The 20,847-nt window shown below is 65.5% G+C and carries 22 protein-coding genes; 4 read left to right on the plus strand and 18 right to left on the minus strand.

Translation table 11 applies throughout. From position 1 onward, the window contains the following. The first annotated feature begins 125 nt into the window (after positions 1–125). The gene (locus L338_RS06280) at positions 126–1,541 is read left to right on the plus strand and encodes a tetratricopeptide repeat protein (RefSeq protein ID WP_022697520.1); all 1,416 of its coding nucleotides are present in this window, start codon (positions 126–128) and stop codon (positions 1,539–1,541) included. Positions 1,542–1,595: 54 nt separating this feature from the next. On the opposite strand, the gene L338_RS06285 is transcribed toward L338_RS06280, so the two are convergent. Then, positions 1,596–3,746, minus strand: a complete 2,151-nt coding sequence (locus tag L338_RS06285) for a S9 family peptidase (RefSeq protein ID WP_022697521.1) — start codon at positions 3,744–3,746, stop codon at positions 1,596–1,598. 88 nt (positions 3,747–3,834) lie between these two features. After that, the gene (msrB, locus tag L338_RS06290; protein WP_022697522.1) at positions 3,835–4,248 is read right to left on the minus strand and encodes a peptide-methionine (R)-S-oxide reductase MsrB; all 414 of its coding nucleotides are present in this window, start codon (positions 4,246–4,248) and stop codon (positions 3,835–3,837) included. A gap of 192 nt (positions 4,249–4,440) precedes the next feature. Here msrB and L338_RS06295 point away from each other — a divergent pair, with 192 nt between their 5' ends. Beyond that, the gene (locus tag L338_RS06295) at positions 4,441–5,658 is read left to right on the plus strand and encodes a DUF2336 domain-containing protein (RefSeq protein ID WP_022697523.1); all 1,218 of its coding nucleotides are present in this window, start codon (positions 4,441–4,443) and stop codon (positions 5,656–5,658) included. Here the strand turns inward: L338_RS06295 and L338_RS06300 are convergent. From L338_RS06300 to L338_RS06310, 3 genes are all read right to left on the minus strand, one after another. Beyond that, entirely contained in the window at positions 5,647–6,084 is a 438-nt protein-coding gene (locus tag L338_RS06300) for a SufE family protein (protein ID WP_022697524.1), read from the minus strand. The genes L338_RS06295 and L338_RS06300 overlap by 12 nt on opposite strands. 48 nt (positions 6,085–6,132) lie before the next feature. Next, on the minus strand, positions 6,133–6,417 hold the full coding sequence (locus tag L338_RS06305) for a hypothetical protein (RefSeq protein ID WP_022697525.1): 285 nt from the start codon (positions 6,415–6,417) through the stop codon (positions 6,133–6,135). 139 nt (positions 6,418–6,556) lie between these two features. Further along, a complete protein-coding gene (locus L338_RS06310; protein WP_022697526.1) occupies positions 6,557–7,720 on the minus strand; it encodes a hypothetical protein in 1,164 nt (387 codons plus the stop codon). 200 nt (positions 7,721–7,920) lie between these two features. Here L338_RS06310 and L338_RS06315 point away from each other — a divergent pair, with 200 nt between their 5' ends. Next, positions 7,921–9,630: a PAS domain-containing sensor histidine kinase gene (locus tag L338_RS06315; protein ID WP_022697527.1), complete on the plus strand. Its 1,710-nt coding sequence runs from the start codon at positions 7,921–7,923 to the stop codon at positions 9,628–9,630. Positions 9,631–9,651: 21 nt separating this feature from the next. Here L338_RS06315 and L338_RS06320 read toward each other — a convergent pair whose 3' ends face one another. Both L338_RS06320 and L338_RS06325 read right to left on the minus strand, forming a co-directional pair. Beyond that, the gene (locus L338_RS06320) at positions 9,652–10,524 is read right to left on the minus strand and encodes a hypothetical protein (protein WP_022697528.1); all 873 of its coding nucleotides are present in this window, start codon (positions 10,522–10,524) and stop codon (positions 9,652–9,654) included. Between the two features lie 57 nt (positions 10,525–10,581). After that, the gene (locus L338_RS06325; protein WP_022697529.1) at positions 10,582–12,018 is read right to left on the minus strand and encodes a hypothetical protein; all 1,437 of its coding nucleotides are present in this window, start codon (positions 12,016–12,018) and stop codon (positions 10,582–10,584) included. Positions 12,019–12,129: 111 nt separating this feature from the next. On the opposite strand from L338_RS06325, the gene L338_RS06330 reads away from it, so the two are divergent. After that, complete coding sequence (locus tag L338_RS06330; protein ID WP_022697530.1) at positions 12,130–12,465, plus strand: DUF1491 family protein; 336 nt, start codon at positions 12,130–12,132, stop codon at positions 12,463–12,465. Here the strand turns inward: L338_RS06330 and L338_RS06335 are convergent. The 11 genes from L338_RS06335 to L338_RS17570 all read right to left on the minus strand — a co-directional run. Further along, positions 12,462–14,189, minus strand: coding sequence for a Na(+)/H(+) antiporter subunit D (locus tag L338_RS06335; RefSeq protein WP_027068329.1), 1,728 nt, complete (start codon positions 14,187–14,189; stop codon positions 12,462–12,464). The two genes, L338_RS06330 and L338_RS06335, sit on opposite strands and share 4 nt — an antisense overlap. Further along, a complete protein-coding gene (locus L338_RS16435) occupies positions 14,182–14,547 on the minus strand; it encodes a hypothetical protein (RefSeq protein ID WP_051122716.1) in 366 nt (121 codons plus the stop codon). Before L338_RS16435 ends, L338_RS06335 begins: the two co-directional genes overlap by 8 nt. Beyond that, positions 14,544–16,034, minus strand: coding sequence for a proton-conducting transporter transmembrane domain-containing protein (locus L338_RS06345; RefSeq protein WP_022697532.1), 1,491 nt, complete (start codon positions 16,032–16,034; stop codon positions 14,544–14,546). Before L338_RS06345 ends, L338_RS16435 begins: the two co-directional genes overlap by 4 nt. Beyond that, positions 16,031–17,560, minus strand: coding sequence for a monovalent cation/H+ antiporter subunit D family protein (locus L338_RS06350; RefSeq protein ID WP_022697533.1), 1,530 nt, complete (start codon positions 17,558–17,560; stop codon positions 16,031–16,033). The genes L338_RS06345 and L338_RS06350 overlap by 4 nt, the downstream gene beginning before the upstream one ends. A gap of 1 nt (position 17,561) precedes the next feature. Further along, a complete protein-coding gene (locus tag L338_RS17930) occupies positions 17,562–18,329 on the minus strand; it encodes a sodium:proton antiporter (protein WP_022697534.1) in 768 nt (255 codons plus the stop codon). Position 18,330: 1 nt separating this feature from the next. Then, a complete protein-coding gene (locus L338_RS06360; RefSeq protein WP_027068332.1) occupies positions 18,331–18,756 on the minus strand; it encodes a Na(+)/H(+) antiporter subunit B in 426 nt (141 codons plus the stop codon). Then, positions 18,756–19,337, minus strand: coding sequence for a DUF4040 domain-containing protein (locus tag L338_RS06365; RefSeq protein WP_027068333.1), 582 nt, complete (start codon positions 19,335–19,337; stop codon positions 18,756–18,758). Before L338_RS06365 ends, L338_RS06360 begins: the two co-directional genes overlap by 1 nt. Positions 19,338–19,340: 3 nt before the next feature. Further along, positions 19,341–19,697 carry a monovalent cation/H(+) antiporter subunit G gene (gene mnhG, locus L338_RS06370; RefSeq protein WP_022697535.1) on the minus strand — a complete coding sequence of 119 codons (357 nt, stop codon included), beginning with the start codon at positions 19,695–19,697 and terminating at the stop codon, positions 19,341–19,343. Then, positions 19,694–20,008 (minus strand): MrpF/PhaF family protein, encoded by a 315-nt coding sequence (locus L338_RS06375; RefSeq protein ID WP_022697536.1) that lies wholly within the window; start codon positions 20,006–20,008, stop codon positions 19,694–19,696. Before L338_RS06375 ends, mnhG begins: the two co-directional genes overlap by 4 nt. Then, a complete protein-coding gene (locus tag L338_RS06380; RefSeq protein WP_022697537.1) occupies positions 20,008–20,496 on the minus strand; it encodes a Na+/H+ antiporter subunit E in 489 nt (162 codons plus the stop codon). The genes L338_RS06375 and L338_RS06380 overlap by 1 nt, the downstream gene beginning before the upstream one ends. Before the next feature lie 126 nt (positions 20,497–20,622). Then, positions 20,623–20,847: DUF6456 domain-containing protein (locus L338_RS17570; protein WP_022697538.1), on the minus strand; the 225-nt coding region annotated here is incomplete at its 5' end.

A 20,847-nucleotide genomic window follows, 5' to 3' on the forward strand; every position in this document is an offset into this window, starting at 1 on the left:
ACCTCTTTTCGCTGTCTTATATCAAGATGCGAGGGACGGGATGGCGCTACGAGGCGCGCAAGGTGGCGAATAAAGCCGCGCGCGTCCGGCGAAAGATGAGTGTGGAGACGAACGTGTTAAGACTTATGGGATCCTTCCGCAGCGACTGGCGCCTGCTGGGCATTGGCGGCCTGATGGCCGTCAGCGTGCTGGCCCTTGGCGCCGCCACGCCCGCGCACGCCCTTGTCCAGGATGACGAGGAAGAAGAGAGCGAGGAACGCTCCTTCTCCAGCGATATTGGCGAGATCGTTCTGAAAGCTCAGGAAAACCTGCAGAACGAAAATCCTCAGGAAGCGATCAACCAGCTGAACCGCGCCATGGACCGGGAGCCGTCGAACTATGAGCGTTCGGTGATCCTGCAGATGCGCGGCCAGGCCTATTACGAGACCGAACAGGCGCAGCGCGCGATCAATGACTGGCAGGCCGCGATCAATACCGGCATGCTGGAAGCGGACGCGGCGTCCAGCCTGCAGGTCAATATCGGCCAGCTTCTGATCGTCGAGGGCCGGGTGCAGGAAGGCGCGCAGATTCTGGAGCGCTGGCTGCAGAACAACCCGCCCAAGGAAAACATCCTGATCCTGCTGGCTTCGGCCTATGCGCAGAACGACCAGTTCCGCCAGGCGCTGCCGCATGCGGAGCAGGCGTTCGAGATTGCCGACCCGAAAGAGCGCAAGCATTTCGACCTGCTGAACTTCATCTACACCCAGCTCGACATGCCTGAGAAGCAGGCTGACATTCTGCGTCAGATGCTGAACCGCTGGCCGGACGACAAGAATCTCTGGAACGGCTGGGTTTCGATGCTGGCCAACGGCAACCGCAACGAGGAGGCGTTCGAGGTCAACAAGATCATGTACCTCAACGGCATGCTCGATACGGAAAGCGACATCATCCGCCTGGTCCAGTATTACAGCTATTACGAAGTGCCCTATCGCGGCGCCCAGATTCTCGAGCGCGAGATGAATGCGGGCCGGGTTGAGCGCAACCAGAAAAACCTGGAGCTGATGATCAATCTGTGGCGTCAGGCCCGGGAATATGACGAGGCCATTCCGGCGCTGGAGACGGCCGCGTCCAATTCCGGCAACGGCAAGCTCTATGAGCAGCTTTGCGAGGCGTATTATTCCGAAGCCGAATATGCCAAGGCCGAACGCGCCTGTCTGAACGGGCTTGATAAGGGCGGCCTGAGCCGCCCGGGCGATAGCTGGGTCCTGATCGGCAACTCGCGCTATGAGCGGGATGACATTGCCGGCGCCAAGCAGGCGTTTGAGCGCGGCACCCAGTTCTCGCATTCCGCATCGACGGCGCGCGGCTGGCTCGGCTTTATCCGGGAAGAGGAACGCGCCGTGGAAGCGCGCGCCGAATTCCAGAAAACGGTCGAACGTGAAGAGTGCATCATCACGATCGAGCGTATTCGCCGCGACGACGTTCTCGAGGGCCGCGAAGGCGTCTCCTCCATTCCGGAACGTTGCGAGGAATACACCAAATACGTGGATATGGGCGGCTGACCGTTCTTCCACAAACCAAACGAAAAGGCCCCGGCGGATCCGCCGGGGCCTTTTTCATTGCAGGCTTGCACGGCAAAGAGCTAGCGCGCGGCCAGCCCCTGCGGCGGAGAGTGCAAAGGCGTATTCCAGCGCGTCATCCCACAGCGCGTCGAAACGCCCAGTCTTGCCGCCGTGCCCGGCGCCCATTTCCATCTTCAGAAGGGTCAGCCCGTCATCGGTCCGCCGGTCACGCACGCGGGCGACCCATTTGGCCGGCTCCCAGTATGTGACGCGCGGATCGGTCAGGCCGCCCGTCGCTAGGATATGCGGATAGCGGCCCGGCGCGACCCGGTCATAGGGGCTGTATTCCTCGATCGCGTCATAGGCGGCTTCGTCTTCCAGCGGGTTGCCCCATTCCGGCCATTCCGGCGGCGTCAGGGGCAGGGTTTCGTCCGACATGGTGTTCAGCACGTCCACGAAGGGCACGGCCGCGAGGGCCCCGGCAAACAGGTCGGGCGCCATATTGACCGCGGCTCCGACCAGCAATCCGCCGGCTGACCCGCCCATGGCGACAATCCGGCCGCGTCCGGTGAAGCCCTGATCGGCCAGCGCCTCGCCTGCGGCGACAAAATCGCGGAACGTGTTGGTCTTCTTGTCCAGCTTGCCGTCGAGATACCACTGATATCCCTTGGCCTTGCCGCCGCGAATATGCGCGACCGCGAAGATCATGCCGCGATCAGCCAGCGATAAAGGCTTTATGCGGAAGGCGGCGGGAATGGTGATGCCGTAGCTGCCATAGCCATAGAGGAGCAGCGGCGCGGAGCCGTCCAGCGGCGTTCCCTTGCGGTAGAGCAGCGTGACCGGGATATCCGCCCCGTCATGGCCGGGCGCCATGATGCGGCGCACGACATAGTCGGCCGGATCGTGGCCCGAGGGCACTTCCTGACGCTTGCGCAGCGTGCGCTCGCGCGTCGCCATATTGAAGTCGTAGGTCTCCTCCGGCGTGGCCGGGGATTCGTAAGACAGGCGCAGCATGTCGGTGTCGAACTGGTATCCGCCGGTCATGCCCAGGGCATAGGCTTCCTCGTCAAAGGCGATTTCGTATTCGGCGCCGTCTTCGTAACGGCGAACGACGATGCGGGGCAGGGCGTTTTCACGCTCCAGCCGCACCTGCCATTCCCGGAAGCCTTCGACGGCCAGCACCAGAACGCCCGGGCGGTGCGGGACATAGTCGCGCCAGTTCTCGCGGCCCGGCGCGGCGGTTGGCGCGGTGACGATCTTGAAATCGGTCGCGCCGCCGGCATTGGTCAGGAAATAGAGGCAATCGGGACCTTCGATAATGTCATATTCGACATCGGTTTCGCGTTCGGCCACCAGAACCGGGTCGCTGTCCGGGGCATTGGCGTCGATCAGCCGCAGCTCCGACGTGGTGTGCGAGCCTGAAGCGATGATGAGCCAGGAATCGCCGTCGCTCTTGCCCAGGTGCAGGAAAAAGCCGTCATCGGGCTCCTCATAGACCAGCGCGCTCTCGCCGCCGCCCAGACGCGCGCGATAGACGCGCTTGGGCCGCCCGTGAGCGTCGCGCCAGACCCAGAGCAGGGTCTGGCTGTCATTGGCCCAGACGAGGTCTCCGGCGCTCTCGTCGGCCAGCACGGCGACGTCCTTGCCGGTCTCCAGGTCGCGGATGCGCAGCTCGTAATATTCCGAACCGCGCGTATCCACGGTCCAGGCCAGATAGCGGTGATCGGGGCTGTGCGAGACATCGCCGGTGTCGAAATATTCAACGCCCTCGGCCTCCGCGTCGCAGTCCAGCAGGATCTGCTCATCGCCGGACGGGGTTTGCGCGGCGGGATCGATGGGACGGCGCGCAAAGACCGGATACTGGCCGCCTTCGCGGTAGCGCACGAAATATTCGAACGGACCGTCGGGCAGGGGCGTGGAGGAATCATCCTCCTTGATGCGGCCCTTCATTTCCTCAAACAGGGTTTTCTGGAGGTCCCTGGTGGGCGCCATGACCGCGTCCAGATAGGCGTTCTCGGCGTCCAGATGCTCGCGGATCTCCGGCTTCAGGACGGAAGGGTCCTTCATTACGGCCTGCCAGTTGTCGTCGCGCAGCCAGGCATAATCATCGGTGCGCGTGCGGCCCAGCTGCTCGGCCTGAAGCGGCTGCTTGCGGGCGCGGGGCGGGACGGCGGCGCGCGCGGCGTCAAAAATCGTGTCGGTCATGGCGGTTTCCAGTCTGACGGCCGCCTGTCCGGGCGGCCGTTTTCAATGGTGAGTATGGTCTGAAAAAGAGGAAAGCCCGGCGAAGCTATCAAGCCGCGGCGGGAGGATCGTCCGGCGGCGGGCCGGCCGGTTCGAAGTCCAGAACGCCGCCATTGACGCAATAGCGTTTGCCCGCGGGCGGCGGGCCGTCCGGAAACACATGGCCCAGATGCGCCTTGCAGTTATTGCAGTGAATCTCCGTCCGCGGCATGCGCAGATGATGGTCGATCTTCATGCCCAGCGCCGTGTCGGAGGCGGGCTGGAAGAAGGAGGGCCAGCCCGACCCGGACTCATATTTGGCGTCCGAGACGAAAAGCGTTTCGCCGCACACCGCGCAGCGATACACGCCCGGCCGCTTTTCATGGTTCAGGGCGCTGCAGAATGGCGGTTCCGTCTGTTCCTCGAACGCGATGGCGCGCTGTTCGGGCGTGAGGTCTTTCCTGACGGGCCGGTCTTCGGCCATGGGGCAACTCCTGCGGTTGGCGTACGCGCCTCTATATAGGCGGAGCCGGGGCAAATTTCATCGCCCCTCGCGGCGCCGCGCTCCATCCAGGCTGCGCGCATTGAAGGGCGCGCGGTCACCAAGCGTTAAGGCGGTCATGGTTAAATTCTGAACGGTGAACCCCTGTGTCTAGCGACGGAACGGCCCAAGACCATGCTGGCTGAGGACGCGGCCGACGAGAGCGCCGCCCCCGAGGATTATGCGGAAACCGAGCGCGAGCCCCGCGCACGGATCGCGCTGGCCAAGCGCATTGCCGATATTGTCTGTCTGCCCTCAAGCGAGATCACGCCGCAGGAGCGGCACATGGCCGGCGATGTCCTTTACGAGATGCTGCGCGAGGCCGACCCGCCGCTGCGCCTGCGCGTGGCGCGCCGGCTGAGCCAGCTGGTCGATCCGCCGCCGCGGCTACTGAAAATGCTGGCGCGTGACAGTTTCGAGATCGCCGCGCCAATCCTGGAAAACAGCGTTGCGCTGAGCCAGGCCGACCTGGTTGAGATTGCGCGCAGCACCACGACCCAGCACCGCAAGCTGATCGCCCAGCGCGACACGGTGGGCGAAATCGTCAGCGAAGCCCTGGCCGAGCATGACGAGGCCGAAGTCGTGCGCGCCATGCTGCTGAACGATGGCGCGAAACTGTCCAATCGGGCGGTGGACATTCTGGTCGCCTCCTCACGCGAGACCACGACCTATTGCCATTTGCTGATGCGCCGGCTGGAGCTGCGCCCGGCGCAGGCGCTGGCCATGTTCTGGTGGTGCGGGCCGGAGGAACGGGCGCGCATCCTGGAACGCTTCGCCGTGGCGCGCACGCTGTTGCAGGAGGCGGCGGGCGATATTTTCAAGATGGCGCAGCCGGAAGACTGGGCCGATCCGCCCGCGCGAAAGGCCCTGCAATTCATCGAACGCCGCCAGCGCAATCGCGAAGCGATCGATAAAAGCCCCTATGCCAGCCTTGAAGACGCCATTGCGGCGGCGGAGGTCAGCGGCATGACGCGCGATGTGGCGGAAGAGATCAGCTATCTGTCCGGCGTGAAGCCGGCGACCGGCGCGCAGATATTCACCGATCTGGGCGGCGAGGGACTGGCCGTTCTATGCAAGGCGACCGGGCTGAAACGCGCCGCGCTGGCGCAGCTCTGGCGCGCTCTGCGCCGGGATACGGACGAGGAATTCGACGCGGTGTTCGACCGCGTCATGCGCACCTATGACAGCCTGTCCAATGACAAGGCCCAGACCGTGCTGCGCTACTGGAACTGGGCGCTGACGTCCGCGGTGTCGTCCACGCTGATGAATTCCATCCAGCAGACGCCGGACGTTGATGACGAAACACTGTCAGAGGCGGCCCGCTCCGCGGCCCTGGTCTTTTCAAACCGCTGACTCGGCGGCCGCCCCGGCTTCTTTCTGAATACGCCGGGTCATTGCCTTCACGCCATTTGAACGCTGGCTGGAAAGATGCTCCGACAAGCCGATGCGCGTGAAAACCGCGCGCGGGTCGAGATCCAGAATCTGTTCAGCCGGAAGGTCGTTATAAAGCCGCAGCAGAATGGCGATCAGCCCGCGCACGATATGGGCGTCGCTGTCGCCGCGGAATTTCAGCGCGCCGGGCGCGGCGCCGGAGGGTTCGGCGACCAGCCAGACCTGTGAGGCGCAGCCATGCACGCGGTGCGATTCGTCATGTTCGGACTCGGCGAGGGGCTCCAGCTCACGGCCGAGCTCGATCACATAGCGATACCGCTCTTCCCAATCGTCGAGCAGCTCGAATTCATCGACCAGAGTCTGGATTCTGTCCTGCGCAGTCATCATGCGCAGGACCTAAGGGGCCTTGGCCCGTTCGGCAAGGCGTGAACCGCCCTAGCTGGCGGTCGCGGCCTCGGCCTCTTCCTGTTCGCCGCGATAGGCTTCAATGGCGCGGTCCAGGCTGTTGCGGGCGATGGAGCCCGCAATATCGGCCAGAACGGCGCTTTCGGCGACGGCGTCACAGACGCTTTCAGAGCGTTCGCAAAGCTTCCCGGTTTGAGACACGGCTTCGCCGCCGTCCCAATTCAGTTCGGGAATCGTAAAGTCGCGATGATCCGCAGCGGGCATGAAAGCGCCTACAATCACGAGTGACAGTATGGCTTTCAGTATGAATCGCATCGGTAGCGTTCCTTTTCAAAGCCGGGTTCTACGCCCGAGTTCGCAAGGACCATACCGGCGCTGGGATAAGGCTGCGCTAAGCCGGAAATCGCAATTAGACGAAAGCTTGAGGCGTATTCGATTCAAATTTTATTGAATCTCAGTTCCCGACCAGAGCGCCAAAACACTGCGCCGTGTCGGTCAGCTGGTGCTCCGAAATGCAGAAGGCGTCCTCATATTTGAAATGACCCGCGGCGACGCAGACTTTCAGCTGCGAATGCGCCCAGGCCAGACAGGATTCGGTGGGCTGCGACGTCATCATCGTCATCATGGCGTCGGGGCGGTCGCCGCCGGCGTCCAGAACGTCCAGCGCGGCCAGAGCCAGGATCCGGCCCAGCGTTTCCTCTTCCGCGCCCACGGTTTGCACCGGCTGGGAAAAGGCCTCGGCCGTGGCGGGGCTGATCGCCTCCAGCGGGGTGGTCAGGCCGGCGGCCTCATCCTGCCCTTCGCTGCCCAGAACCGTGGCGTCGGTGGCCGCTTCCTCCTGCGCGGTGATGGAGGCGTGCAGCGGGTCGAAGATTTCCCACAGCGCCTCGCGCTTGGTCTGGGATTCGATATCCGTATCGGCCGAGGAAACGGGGGCGGCGCCGCTCAAGGCCACCACCAGCGATTCCGGCGCGTCGCCATGACGTTCCGGCAGCTCGATCAGGTCCAGGCGGCCGCCGCGATCGGTAACCACATTGGCCCAGCTGAAATGCTGCAGATCGTAGGATTGCTGCTTGAAACGCTGGCCCAGCGTGTAGAGGTCATCGGATTCCTGCATCGCGCTTTCGGCCACGGCGTCTGCGGCGCCGGCGGAATTCTTGAAGGTGATCGCCCATTCCGGCTCGTTCAGCAGACCCTTGATGACGTTTTCACGGCCATAGAAATCGGCCACCGTCTTCACCTGATCGACGAACGGGGCATGTTGCGTGGCGATCATGGCGGAATAGGCCAGCCAGGCGCGCGACAGACGTTGCGGCTCGTGAGAGGCCAGACGGTCCATCACGCTGTCCATGGATTCGCCGGAAACAAGCTCCGTCTGGCCAACAACGGCCAGATCGCCGCGGAAATGCGCATAATCGGCGGCGGCCTGCACCATAGGATTGGCGGCGCGCGCCGGCAGCGGCGCGGCAGGCGTTTCGGCGGCGGCTGCTTCACCGTCTGCGGCGGGTGTTTCGGCGGGCGCGGCTTGCGCGGTCCCGGCGGAGTCATCGGCTTGCGCGGCATAAGCATTCGCCGCGCCGAAAAGTGCGAAAGCGGCTAGATAGCGGGAAAACGTCATGGAAGTGGTTTCCTCATCCCCTTTAGCTTTATTTGCGCGAACATAACGCAAGCACAAAGCCGGACCTATTAAACAAATCATGTTCCGATGAGATATGAACATATGCGCGTTAACGATTCAGACTTTGTTAACGGCGAAGGCGAAGACTCAGTAATGCGCCGAGTCGATTCTCCGGCGTGGTAAAAATCGCTGATTGCCAAATGAACGAAACCGCAAATAAACGCCGTCCGGACTCCTGGCGGACCGGCCTCGTGGCGCCGCTCGCCTGGGCCGCGAGTCTGGCGTTGGCGGTGAGCGGATTAAGCCTTGCCGGGCTGCTGACATGGCCCCAGAGCGCGGTTATCGCCGCCGCCGGGGTCGCCCCCGCCATTATAAGCGTTCTGGCGCTGGCCGCGCCGCGCCGCGAATGGGCGCAGCTTCTGACCGTGTTTTCCTGGACGATACTGGCGATGAGCGCGGTTTTCGTGACCGGCGTTGTTTCCGGCGCGGCGGCCTGGTTCGTCGCCCCGGCTGTCGCCGCGATGGCGTTTCCGCGCCGCGCCCTGATCAGCGAAGCCTCGGCCCTGTCCCTGATCGGACTGGCCGTGATGAGCGCGATGCAGGCCTTTGGCGTCACCCTGTCGCCGGTAGCGGGCGTTGGCGGACTTGTTGTTTCCGCGGCGGCTGCGGCCGTGGCGGTGGTCTTCGCATCCGCCGGCATATTGACGGCCTGGACCCGGAACGTGACCCAGGCCGATGTCGCCTATCGCGCCGAAACACTGGAATCACTGCTGAACGCGGCGCAGGTGGGCATCATCAAGACCGATCTGGAAGGCCGTATCCAGTTTGCCTCCCCGGAGGCCATAAACCTGTTCGGGCCGCAGCATTTCGAAGGCGCTCCGCCGGCCCTGCGCGACCTTCCCGATCACCTGGACGACCGCTCGGCCCTGACCGCCGCCATGGATTACGCGCTGGGCTCCGGCGCCGCCGAGACCGTGGAGATCGGCGCGCGCCGCAATCGCCGCGCGGAAGTGCGCCTTTCGCCGGCCGATGGCGGGCTGAATGTCAGCGTCATTGATGTAACGCAGCGCTCCGCCCGGGAGCAGCAGGCATTTTCCGACCGTGACGCGGCCAAGGCCTCCAATGACGCAAAATCCCGCTATCTGGCGGGGATGAGCCATGAAATCCGCACGCCGCTGAACGCCGTGATCGGTTTTTCCGACGTGATGAAGCAGCGCATGTTCGGGCCGATGCCCGCGCGCTACGCCGAATATGCCGACCTGATTCATGAAAGCGGGCGTCACCTGCTGGACCTTGTCGGCGACGTTCTGGACATGTCGAAGATCGAGGCCGAACGCTATGATCTGCGGCGCGAGGAATTCGATGCGCGCGACGTGACCGCGTCCGCGGTGAAGCTGGTCAAGCTACGGGCCGAGGACACGGGCATTGATCTGAACGTGGAAACGGCGCTGTCGCCGCTGACCGTCAATGCCGATCGCAAGGCGCTGCGCCAGATCATGCTGAATCTGCTGTCCAACGCCCTGAAGTTTACGCCCAAGGGCGGCCGCGTGACGGTGACCACCGGGTCGAAAGCCGGAGATCTGGTCATCACGGTGCAGGACACCGGCGCGGGCATGACCAAGGAAGAGCTGGAGCGCATCGGCCGCCCCTATCAGCAGGCCGAAAGCGCGGCCGGCTCGGAGGAGCGCGGATCGGGCCTCGGCCTCAGCCTCGTCGCCTCGCTGGTGGCGCTGCATGACGGCGATTTCGAGCTGGAAAGCGAGCCGGGCGAGGGCACGACCGCCTATGTGCGCCTGCCTGTGCTGGTCGCCGCGACGGCCGGCGAGCCGGAGCGCATGGACGCCCGCGCCCGTCTGCAGAAGGCGCAGGAAGCGGGCGAGCGCATCCAGCGCGCCGCAGCCGAGGGCTAGGCCCCCAGTTTCAGGCTTTTGTCAGGTTTCCGGATTGAGCGGTTTTGCCGCCAGAAACGCCTGCGCGGCGGCCAGGTCGCCGGCCTCGACATAGCGCACCGTTTCACCATCGGCGCGGATGACGCGAATGCGCACCGCCTCGCTGGCGTTCAGTCTGGCGATCTCGGCCAGGGCGGAAGCGGGAAATTCGATCAACTGGAAATCGGCGTCCGGTTTGGGGGCGGTTTCGCCCTTCGCCTTGCTGACGCCGCTGGCCCAGATGGCGCGGGAGAGGCTGGCCGGGGCCGCCTGTTGCGCCATGGGTTCGAGGTCCGCGCGGGCCATGAACAGGCCGCCCAGCGCCGCGTCCAGCGGCGCGGCGAGCTTGTCGGGGTCGCGCAGTTCAATCCGGGCCGCGCGGATAGGCGAGGCCGCGCGCTCCGCCGGGATGGCCAGCATGGCGGTCTGTTCGCCATCGGTGACGGTGAGGCCGAAGCGTTCGCCATTTTCCAGACGCTGCCACAGCGCCCAGCGGGGCGTGGAATCGGGCTCCAGCACGCGGCGGGTGGTCCAGACCCGGCGCACGCCCGGAAAATCCATGGCGCGCATGGCCGCCCAGGCGGCATAGGCGTTGCGCGCTTCCCCGGCGACGTCCTGCACCAGCTCATCCGAACAATCGCGGGCGGCGGCGGCGTTGCGGACGTGATATTCCAGCGTATCGGCGTCCAGCCCGGCGCGTTCCAGCGCGCCGCGCGCCTGCCGCGCCGCGGCGCTCAGCGAGGCGCGCTCGCCGCTGGTCAGCAGCTCGCACCGCGAGTCCGCCTCCAGAAGAAAGGCGCGGCGGGCGAAGCTTTCCTCGGCGCCGGGCGTGATGGCGGGCGCCGAGAGCGCAAGGGCTGCAACGATTGAAAGCATGATGGGCGATCAGGGCTGTTGCTGTTGGTGTCAGCCCGAACCCTAGCGGGTTTGCGTTTAAACGCCGTGAATCAATCGCCCGAATTTTCGGCGACGTATTGAGACTCCAAGAAGGAGAATGGAAATCAGGCCGCCGAGGACGGTAAGAAAGTTCAGCGTGCGCGCCAGTTCGCCGGTGCGCGGTTTCAGCGCCGCCGCGCCCGGCGCGCGCCATGCGCCGCGGTCCTGCACCTGCACCACGCCATTGCGCCAGTGCATGACGCGGCCGCTGAACCGGTCCAGCGAATCCGCCTCGATCAGTTCGGACAACGCCTGATGCAGCGTCACCCCGCGGGCGCTGGTGATGATCGTCGTCCATGCGGCGGAGTTGGACGCGGAGGGAAAGCGCGCCGCCGCCCCGCCGTCCGGCATGGCGGCGCTGGCCTGCGCGCCGATGCGGAATCGCTTGTAAATCGGCTTGGGCTCGGCCGCGCGCAACGCCGCCTCCAGCGCGCGCGGGGCGTTCGTCAGCAGGGCGGGGGGCAGGGCCGCGCCATCGGCGATAACCGCCAGGTCCGCCGAGGCGGGCGCTTCCAGCGGATCGAACCCGACCCAGCCGGGCATCATCGGGGCGGCCTGCTCCCGCGCCAGACGGGCGAGAAGGGACAGCGCGGCGGCGCGGTCGTCCCGCCGCTCTGGCAGGGCGAGGCTGTAGCCGGGGCGTCCCAGCTCCCCCCGCGCCACGGCGGCGAGGTCATTGCGGACATGTCTTGCCGGGGGAATATGCGGCTCCCGCGCCGGGGCGTCGGCGGCGAAGTCGTGAAGCGCGGCGCGCGCGGCGGCCAGATCCGGCGCGGACAGGGTCAGGCGGGCGGCCTCGCCCCCGGAATGGGTCAGGCGCGCCTTGCTGAGGCGCGGATCGATGACCACGGCGGCGGCAAGGTCCGCCGCGTTCTGCGGCCCCACAAAGCGCAAGGGGCCGCCGCTGCGCCGGCCAAGGGCAATGGCGAAACGGCTCTGGAGGTCTGCCTGCGCGGCTTCGGGCAGCGCCAGCGCGGCGAAGGATACGCTGCGCGGCGGGCCGAAATCGGCCGCCATCCATTTTTCGAAAGTCTCGCGGTCTTGCGCGCCGGGGGCCATGAACAGCAGATCCAGACGGGAATTGTCCCAGTCCAGCTCCCAGCCCGTCTGTTTCGTGGGGGCGGGGCCGGCCAGGCGGACCGTCAGGCGGTTGCGTCCCTCTATGATGTCTTCGGGACCGAAATCGAACTGCGCGGAAAAAGCCTGCGGCAGCGGGTCCAGCGCCACGGCCGGACCGCCATTGAGCGAGACTTCAAGGCCGGGCTGGGGTTCGAAGGAGAGAGGCCGCGCGGCGATGTTCAGGCGCACGCGCGCCATCACGGCGGCCGGCGGCACGGTGAAAATCACTTCCTGCTGCGTTGCATCGCGGGTCAGGACCGGGCTGGTGGGCGCCAGATCGGCCAGTGCGGCGCTGTCATGGCGCGGCGCGGCCATTGACGGACTCGCCGCCATCGCGGCAAGGAAAACAAGGGCGGCGCCGCCAAGGCGCGTCAAACAGGCACGGATTGGTTTCATGAATCTTAACCAGAGCAAACACGGCGCCGCATGGCCGCGCTGAAGGCGCAGATTCAGGCGCAGGCCCTGATCCGCCGCGCGCAGGCGGGCGGGGCCATGGCGATGGTCCTGCAGAAGGGCGATCCGGACGCCGGTCTGATCTATCTGAAAGTGCTGCGGCTGGATGGCCGCGCGGACCTGTATGCGCCGACGCGGGACATGTCAGGCGCGCGCGCCTATCGCCGCCCGCTGGGCGATCCGCCGCCGCCAGAGAGCGAGGCGGACGCCTTTCTGGACAGGGAGCGCCGGATGGACCCGGATTTCTGGATAATCGAGGTGGAGGACCGCGAAGGGCGGTCCTTCCTCACCGATCCGGTGATCGACTAGCCTGCGCGGTAGGCGATGATCAGGGCGACGGCCAGCAGGACCGTTGTCCAGATCGCCAGGGAGCCTGACGGCACGGCGCGCGACAGCGCGCCCGCCGGATGGAAGACCGCCTGCATCCGCTTGTTCCAGAGACGGCTGCGCGCCTCCATCCCGTGCTCCGCATGGCCGCCCAGACGGCCCAGCATGGCGGTCAGCCAGCGCACAACCCCATAGCCGAACTTGCGGTAGATCCAGTCGAAATCGAGGATCGTGCCGCGCCGCTCGCTCGGGTACAGCCCGCTCATCCGCAGGATCACGAAAGCCGCCGTCGCCGCGATCAGCAGCTGATACTGCGTCAGCACGTGATCGGCGGTGTAGGGGTTATAGCCCAGATCGTTCGGCAGGATGGAATACAGCCACTGATAGCCGCCGAACGGCCACGCCAGGAAGATGCAGAGCGCCGAGGCGATGCCCATGGCGACCAGCATATTGAACGGCGCCTCCGCCGGACGGCGCTTGGAGTCGTGGGAGAAGAAGGCGAAATACGGGATCTTGATGCCCGAATGCTCCAGCACGCCGGCGCTGGCGAACAGCAGCATCAGCCATGGGATGATGTAGCCTTCCTGCGCGGTGGCCGACATCGTCATCGCCTTGGCGACAAAGCCCGACAGGAACGGGAAGGCGGAGATGGAAAGCGCCCCGATGATCGTGAAGACCGTGGTGTACGGCATGGAGCGGAACAGGCCGCCCAGCTCCGACGCTTTCACCGTGCCGGCGCGGTGCAGCACCGCGCCCATGCCCATAAACAGCAGCGCCTTGTAGATGATGTGCGCGAAGGCGTGCGCCGCCGCGCCATTGATGGCCAGCGCCGTGCCAACGCCCACGGCGCAGACCATGAAGCCCAGCTGGTTGTTCAGCGAATAGGCCAGAACCTTGCGCAGATCGTTTTCCACCACGGCGAAGAAGACCGGGAAGACGGTCATAATCGCGCCGATCCAGACCAGGATTTCCTCGCCCGCGAAGCCACGCGCCAGCGCATAGATCGCCATTTTGGTGGTGAAGGCGGACAGCACCACCGCGCCTGTCACGGTCGCGTTGGGATAAGAATCCTGAAGCCAGTTGTGCAGGAACGGGAAGGCGGCCTTGATGCCGATGCCGATGAAGATCAGCCACCCGGCAAGGCCGACATCCAGTCCGATATTGTTGAAGGCCAGCGATCCGGTGTCGCCCCACAGGACCAGTGCGCCCGCCATCAGCAGCACGCCCGAAAGCACGTGGATCGCCAGATAGCGCATCCCTGCGGCGATGGAGGCGGAGGTGCCGTTGGCCCAGATCAGGAAGACGCTGGAAATGGCGGTGATTTCCCAGAACACGAACAGGGTCAGCATGTCCCCCGCGAACACCGCGCCCAGCGCCGACCCGGCGTAGAATTGCGCCGCGGAATCGGTAAGGCGGTTGCGCTCATGCAGGGCGTAGATGCCGTTCAGGAAGGCCGCGATGATGAAGATCAGGCCGAACGGATAGGACAGCCGGTCGAGGCGATAGGTCGAGAACTCGATCCCCATCATCTCGAACGTGCCGCCGCTGACGCCCAGCGTCGACGGCGCGACGAACAGCAGGAACGCCACGACCGGGGCCGCGATCATCAGCGCCTTGCGCACGTGATGGGACGGCGAAAGCATGCACAGCAGGCCCGACAGCATCAGGGCCCAGGCCGGCGATATGTGCGCGAAAATCTCAGGCATCGTCGTCAGGCTCGCCGTAATAGTCCTCGCTGCGGCCCAGAAGCGCGCGCAGCGGCCAACCCATCAACACCACGAAGGCGAAACCGATAAACCCGTAGATGGCGTAGAAGCCGTTGGTCTCGGAAAACGCCACATAGTCGTAGGCGTGACGGGACACGAAGAAGTCGGCGACCAGCAGGATCACGGCGACCGCGATCACCCCGAAGGAGATCAGCGTGCGGACCTTGGGGTCGTCCAGGAACAGGAAATAGCGGGAGACCGGGTGGATGCCGGTTTCCGGGGATTTTCCGGCCGGTTTCTTTGCGGCGGGTTTCTTCCCGGCCGGTTTCTTGTCCGGCTTGGATTTGGCTTCGGTCATGGGGTTACTCCCTCGCCGAAGATCGGCAACAGGTAGTTGTACAGCGGTTCAACCAGGAAGAAGAGCGCCAGCGCCGCGCACCCGGTCAGGACCGGCGGAATGACGGTCAGCTTCGGCGCGCCCTTGAATTCCCGCGTCGGCGCTTCCGTGGGCGGGGAGAAGAAGGCCCGCGCCGGGATCACGATCAGATAGCCGACATTGAGGATGGAGGACGCGACCAGCGCATAGACAATCCAGGTCTGGCCGGCGTCCAGCGCGCCCAGCGACAGGAATATCTTGGGCCACATGCCGCCGAAGGGCGGAATGCCGGTGATCGACAGCGCCCCCATCAGGAAAGCGCCGAACAGCCACGGCATGTAGCGGCCATAGCCGCGCGTATCGGTGACGTTGGACTTGCCGGTGGCGGTGTAGAAAGCGCCCGCGCCCATGAACAGCGTGATCTTGGCGAAGGCGTGCATGACGATCTGCAGCGCGCCGCCGATCAGCGCGGCGGGGGTCGCCAGCATCGCGCCCAGCGTGATGTAGGAAAGCTGGCTGACCGTGGAGAAGGCCAGCCGGGCCTTCAGATTGTTCTTGGTCATCGCGATGACCGAGGCCAGCACGATGGACACCGCCGCGATCCCGGCCAGCCAGTCGGCGGCGGGCAGGGTCTGCACGAAGCCGGGGCCGAAGATGTAGATGACGACCTTCAGCATGGTGAAGACGCCCGCCTTCACGACCGCCACGGCGTGCAGCAGGGCGGAGACCGGCGTCGGCGCGACCATGGCGTTCGGCAACCAGGGATGAACCGGCATGAGCGCCGCCTTGCCGATGCCGTAGGCGTAGAGGAAGAGCAGCGTGCCGCCCATGGCCAGCCCGACGCCCGCCTGCGCCAGCAGGCCGCCCTGGATGAAGTCCGTGGTGCCGGCGATGGCGTAGGTCATCACCGTGGCCGGCAGCAGCAGGCCCAGCGACGTGCCCAGCAGGATCAGCAGATAAATGCGCGCGCCGCGGCGGGAGGTCTCGTTCTCCTTGTGCGCGACCAGCGGATAGGTGGACAGGGTCAGGGCTTCATAGAAGACGAACAGGGTCAGCATGTTCGCCGACAGGGCCACGCCCATGGCGCTGGCGATGGCGATGGCGAAGAAGAAATAGAAGCGGGGTTTGTTCTTCTCGTTATTGTTGTTCATGTAGCCGAACGAGAAGAGCGAGTTCACGATCCACAGCGTGCTCGCCACCGCCGCGAACACCGCGCCCAGCGGCTCCAGCCGGAAGGCGATGTCCAGACCGTCGGCGATCTGCGCAATTTGAAGCTCGGGCCGCGCGCCCTGACCCACCGCGATCACCAGCGGGATCACGTTGGCCAGCAACAGGCCGGCCGTGGCCATGGTGGCGGTTTCACGCAGAACCGGGAAACGGGCGAAGGAAATGATCGCCACGGCCCCGGCCAGCGGTATCAGCATGGCCAGCGCCAGGCCCAGTTCAGGCGTCCATCCGGCAAAACTCATGGCGCGCCTCCCCAGATTGCGGCCGAGGCGGCGTTGGCCAGCGTGACCGGCAGGTCAGCATACCAGCCGAAGACGATATTGGCGGCGGCGAGAATCCACATCGGGATCATCACCAGCCACGGCGCCCGCAGGGCCGGCGCGGGCTCGCCGCCACGCTCCGGCGCGGGCTGCAGATAGATCATCTGGATCATCCGCCCGACATAGAAGAAGGCCAGGATGGACGCCGCGGCGATGGCCGCGATGGCCCAGTACCAGCCATTGTCCAGCGCCGCGTTGAACAGCGCCCATTTGGAAACGAAACCCGCCGTGCCCGGCACGCCCATCAGGCTGGCGCAGCCAATGGCGATGGCCGCCGCGGTCCACGGCATGGTGCGGCCCAGCCCGCGCAGATCCTTCACCTGCGTAACGCCGTAGCAGACCGAAGCCGCGCCCAGCGCCAGGAACAGCGCGCCCTTCATGGCGGCGTGGTTGAACAGGTGCAGGAAGCCGGCGGAAACGCCCGCCGCCGTGCCGATGCCAAGGCCCAGCAGCATGTAGCCGACCTGCGCGACGGAGCTGTAGGCCAGCAGGCGGCGCACGTCGGTCTGGAATATTGCCTGTATCGAGGCGGCGATCATTCCCACCGCGCCCAGCGGCGCGATCAGCCAGACCAGCGCCAGCTCCTCGAACGCGAAGCCCTGGTCGAAGACGATGAACAGGAAGCGCGCCAGCGCGTAGAAGGCGACCTTGGTGGCCGTGGCGGCCAGGAAGGCGGTGACCATGGTCGGCGCGAACGCATAGGCGTTGGGCAGCCAGACATGCAGCGGATACATCGCCAGCTTCAGGCCCAGCCCGATCACGATGAAGGCGAAACCCACCTGTATGGCGCGGTTATCGCCCAGCTCCGCCATGCGGGCGGCCAGATCGACCAGGTTCAGCGTGCCGGTGGCCATATAGAGGAAGCCGACGCCGATCACGAAGAAGGTCGCGCCGATCGTGCCAAGGATCAGGTAATTATAGGCGGCGGTCAGCGCCCGGCGGTCGCGGCCAGCGCCCATCGCCACCAGCGCGTAGGTGGAGATCGATGAAATCTCCAGGAACACGAACAGGTTGAAGGCGTCGCCCGTGATCGCCACGCCCAGCAGGCCGGCGAAACAGATCAGGAAAGCGGCGTAGAAGAGCGGGTGCTTGCCCTTGTCGATCTCGTCCTCGACCGCTTCGGGGGCGTAGAGCGAGACCAGGAAGCCGATGGCCGAGACCAGCAGCAGCATGCCGACATTCAGCCCGTCGATGCGGTACTCGATGCCGACCGGCGGCGCCCAGCCGCCCAGCGTGTAGGAGAACGCCCCGCCGGTCAGAACCTGCGCGGTCAGGATGGCGGAAAAGAACAGCGACGCGGCCATCACGGCCACGACAACGCCCCACGCGGCACGGCCCCAGGGCAGGGCGGCGGCGATCGCGCCGGCGATCAGCGGCAGCGCCACCAGCAGCACCGATGCGTGCGTCAGCGCCCATCCGGGGGCGAGGGAAAGAATGAATTCGTTCACGTTATGACGTCCCCGCCATGGTCTCGTAATCGGCCCGGCTGATCGCGTCGTCCTCGATCGTGCCGTAGACCTCGCGGATGCGCACGACCAGCGCCAGCCCGACGGAGAGCGTGGCCACGCCCACCACGATGGCGGTCAGGATCAGGACATGCGGCAATGGATTGGAATAGACGACGGCTTCGTCCTCGACGGGGAGGATTTCCCCGGCGATGTCCTCCGCCGCGGCGTCCGGCTCCGGATCCGACAGTTGCGGAACATCGGCGTCGCCGGCGATGCCGGCTTCCAGTTCCGCGGCGGAATCCGCTTCCAGCGCGGTTGGCGCCGGATCGTCCGTTTGCGGCGCGGCGCCGGCAGCCGGATCGGCTTGCGGGCCGGCGGTCTCGACCGATTCCGCCGCCGCTTCGGCGCTCTGCACCGGGTCGGCTTCGGATTCGGATTCCATGGGCGCGTGACCGTCGGCCGGCTGGTCCTCCGCGGCATCCTCCACGGTGCCGGTCTGGCCGCCGCCGTGATCGCCGCCATGGTCCACGGTTTCCTCATAGCCCGCCTCCGCGTGGCCGTCGCCATAGTGCGGCTCAAGGATGGGCGGCTGGCCGCCGGCGACCTTGCCGATGGAGATATAGAGCAGGAAAACCGAAGTCTGGAACACGGTCAGGCCGACCAGCTTCTTCACCAGATTGGCGGTGGAGAACAGCACATAGAGGCCGGTCATCATAAGCACGATGACCACGGCGTAGTTGAAGCGTTCGGCGATGAACTCGACGATCATGTCACCACTCCTCGTCCGAGATATCGCGCGCCCGGCCGGAGAACGCGTAGAAAATAATGACCATGACGCAGGCGACCGTCAGCAACACGCCCAGTTCGACGGCGATGATGCCGGCGTGCTGGCCGCCCGGCAGGACGTCGTAATCCAGAAAATCGCCGCCCAGGAACAGCGTCACCACGCCCACGCCCGCGAACAGCAGCGCACCCAGCGAGGCGCCCAGCCGCACCACGATGGGCGGCACGGCGCGCTTGGCTTCCTGCAGGCCATAAACCAGCGCATAGAGGATGACGGCGGCGGCCATGATGACGCCGGCCTGGAAGCCGCCGCCCGGGCCGAAATCGCCGTGGAACTGCACATAAAGGGCGAACAGCGCGATCAGCGGGATCAGCGCCTTGGAAACCGTCTTGAGGACCAGATGGGCGTTCATCACTCATCCTCCTCGCGCTTGCGCGTGGCGCTGACGCCGCCGCCCGCTCCGGCGCCGCTGGCCCCCAGCAGGAGCAGCACGGCCACCCCGGCGGTGAAGATCACCACCGTCTCGCCCAGCGTGTCATAGCCCCGGTAGCTGGCGAGCACCGCGGTGACCACGTTGGGCATGTGAATTTCTTCGGAGGTGCGCTCCAGATACTCCGCCCCGACATAGGAATTGGCTGGCGAGTCCGCAGAGCCATAGGCCGGCATGTCCGGCAGGGCGTAGAACAGCAGCGCGCCGGTGGCGATGGCCGCGAAAAGCGGGCCGATCTGCTGACGGAATTTAGGCGGCTTGGCCTCCCGCGCGGTCAGCAGCATTGCGCCCAGCATCAGCACGGTGGAAATGCCCGCGCCCACGGCGGCCTCGGTAAAGGCCACGTCCACGGCGTCCAGCACCACGAACCACGCCGCCGACAGCAGCGAGTACACGCCCGTCAGCATCACCACCGCGAACAGGGAGTTGATGCGCACGATGGCGAACGCCACGGCCAGCAACATGCCCAGGAAGGCAATGTCGAGAATCTGAAGCGGATCCATGACCTATTTGTCCTTTCCGCCGGGCGGCTGCGGATGGAAGCGTTTCAGGATCGGCTCCAGCCCCGCCTTGTGCGCGGCGTCCGCGATGGCGTGGGTGGAGGTCGGGCTGGTCAGGAACAGGAACAGCCCCACCAGCAGGATTTTCGCCGCCAGCAGGGTGAAGCCCGCCTGCACGGCCAGGCCGATCAGGACCAGCTCCGCGCCCAGCGTGTCGGTCACGCCCGCCGCATGCAGGCGCGTGTAGAAATCGGGCAGGCGCAGCACGCCCACCGCACCGGCCAGCACGAAGACAAGGCCGGAGGCGACCAGCGCCACGCTGACAATATTCTGGATGATGGAGAGGATTTCCGCGCCGATCATTGGTCGTCTCCCACCGCCTTGCGCAGCGCCATCTGCGCCAGCGCGATTTCCAGAGAGCGGTAGCGGAAGAATTTCAGGATCGCGATGGTCGCGATGAAATTGATCAGGGCGTAGAGCAGGGCGATATCCACCCCGTCCGGCCGGTCGATCACGAAACAGAACATGGTCAGGAACAGCACGGTCTTGGTGCCGAAACTGTTCACCGCCAGCGTGCGGTCATAAAGCGTCGGTCCGGCGATCAGGCGCGACAGCATCAGCGCCATGGAGATCAGAACCCCGACCGAGGCGATCAGATAGAACCAGGTCATCATCAGGCGTTCTCCCCGGCGTCGGCGGCGTTTGCGGCGCGCTCGCCCATATCCTCGAACGCGTGCGGATCAGCCAGCGAGGCGTCCAGCGCATGAACCAGGATTTCATTTTCCTCCAGGTCCATGGACACCGTGCCCGGAGTCAGGGTGATGGAATTGGCGAAGACCGTGCGGCCGAGATCGGTTTTCGGGGTCATTTTCACCCGGATCAGGCGCGGGGTCAGGTCGATATCGGGTTTCAGCGCCAGCTTCAGGACCGCCACGTTCGCCTTGAAGATTTCGCCGCCCAGCCAGCTCCAGTAAGGCAGCATCCGGGGCGCGCGCAGATAGGGCGACACCTCGCGGTCGACGCCGCCGATCATGCGCCAGGCAAGGCCGGCGGAAAACAGGATTGAAAACGCCCCGAATCCCAGGATCAGCGGCTCGGTGTGGCCCGATAGCACCCACCAGATAAGCGCCAGCGCGCCGATCAGGCCAAGCCCGTAAACCATGCCCCCTCCCGGTCTCTAGACGTTTCGTCTCTCGATTATCGAGGCCGCGGCGGCCGCCTCGCAAGGAAAATTGAGAGGCGTTTCTTAGACCGGGAAGGGCTGTAGTGGCTAGAGGGGGAGCGGCGGTTAACCTGCGATAAGTCCGTAATGCAGGCCCAGACGCTGTAACGACAGTTTCAGCGCCAGCTTCGCCGACCGCCTCGGCCAGCGCTCCGCGCGCTCGATTTCATCCATGCCCCGCTCCCGCCACATCACGTCCAGAAGGGTCCGGTCCAGCGGCTTTCCGACCGCATCCAATGCTTTATTAACACGCGCGCGCGCGAACAGGGCGGCGTCGGACGCGGCCGCCGG

The organism is Euryhalocaulis caribicus (assembly GCF_000412185.1).
Lineage (GTDB): Bacteria > Pseudomonadota > Alphaproteobacteria > Caulobacterales > Maricaulaceae > Euryhalocaulis > Euryhalocaulis caribicus.

Excerpts from the sequence above, each read along its gene's own strand:
- L338_RS06280 (WP_022697520.1), top strand. The coding sequence starts at position 126 with ATGGGATCCTTCCGCAGCGACTGGCGCCTGCTGGGCATTGGCGGCCTG.
- L338_RS06285 (WP_022697521.1), bottom strand. The coding sequence starts at position 3,746 with ATGACCGACACGATTTTTGACGCCGCGCGCGCCGCCGTCCCGCCCCGC.
- msrB (WP_022697522.1), bottom strand. The coding sequence starts at position 4,248 with ATGGCCGAAGACCGGCCCGTCAGGAAAGACCTCACGCCCGAACAGCGC.
- L338_RS06295 (WP_022697523.1), top strand. The coding sequence starts at position 4,441 with ATGCTGGCTGAGGACGCGGCCGACGAGAGCGCCGCCCCCGAGGATTAT.
- L338_RS06300 (WP_022697524.1), bottom strand. The coding sequence starts at position 6,084 with ATGATGACTGCGCAGGACAGAATCCAGACTCTGGTCGATGAATTCGAG.
- L338_RS06305 (WP_022697525.1), bottom strand. The coding sequence starts at position 6,417 with ATGCGATTCATACTGAAAGCCATACTGTCACTCGTGATTGTAGGCGCT.
- L338_RS06310 (WP_022697526.1), bottom strand. The coding sequence starts at position 7,720 with ATGACGTTTTCCCGCTATCTAGCCGCTTTCGCACTTTTCGGCGCGGCG.
- L338_RS06315 (WP_022697527.1), top strand. The coding sequence starts at position 7,921 with ATGAACGAAACCGCAAATAAACGCCGTCCGGACTCCTGGCGGACCGGC.
- L338_RS06320 (WP_022697528.1), bottom strand. The coding sequence starts at position 10,524 with ATGCTTTCAATCGTTGCAGCCCTTGCGCTCTCGGCGCCCGCCATCACG.
- L338_RS06325 (WP_022697529.1), bottom strand. The coding sequence starts at position 12,018 with ATGGCCGCGCCGCGCCATGACAGCGCCGCACTGGCCGATCTGGCGCCC.
- L338_RS06330 (WP_022697530.1), top strand. The coding sequence starts at position 12,130 with ATGGCCGCGCTGAAGGCGCAGATTCAGGCGCAGGCCCTGATCCGCCGC.
- L338_RS06335 (WP_027068329.1), bottom strand. The coding sequence starts at position 14,189 with ATGCCTGAGATTTTCGCGCACATATCGCCGGCCTGGGCCCTGATGCTG.
- L338_RS16435 (WP_051122716.1), bottom strand. The coding sequence starts at position 14,547 with ATGACCGAAGCCAAATCCAAGCCGGACAAGAAACCGGCCGGGAAGAAA.
- L338_RS06345 (WP_022697532.1), bottom strand. The coding sequence starts at position 16,034 with ATGAGTTTTGCCGGATGGACGCCTGAACTGGGCCTGGCGCTGGCCATG.
- L338_RS17930 (WP_022697534.1), bottom strand. The coding sequence starts at position 18,329 with ATGATCGTCGAGTTCATCGCCGAACGCTTCAACTACGCCGTGGTCATC.
- L338_RS06360 (WP_027068332.1), bottom strand. The coding sequence starts at position 18,756 with ATGAACGCCCATCTGGTCCTCAAGACGGTTTCCAAGGCGCTGATCCCG.
- L338_RS06365 (WP_027068333.1), bottom strand. The coding sequence starts at position 19,337 with ATGGATCCGCTTCAGATTCTCGACATTGCCTTCCTGGGCATGTTGCTG.
- mnhG (WP_022697535.1), bottom strand. The coding sequence starts at position 19,697 with ATGATCGGCGCGGAAATCCTCTCCATCATCCAGAATATTGTCAGCGTG.
- L338_RS06375 (WP_022697536.1), bottom strand. The coding sequence starts at position 20,008 with ATGATGACCTGGTTCTATCTGATCGCCTCGGTCGGGGTTCTGATCTCC.
- L338_RS06380 (WP_022697537.1), bottom strand. The coding sequence starts at position 20,496 with ATGGTTTACGGGCTTGGCCTGATCGGCGCGCTGGCGCTTATCTGGTGG.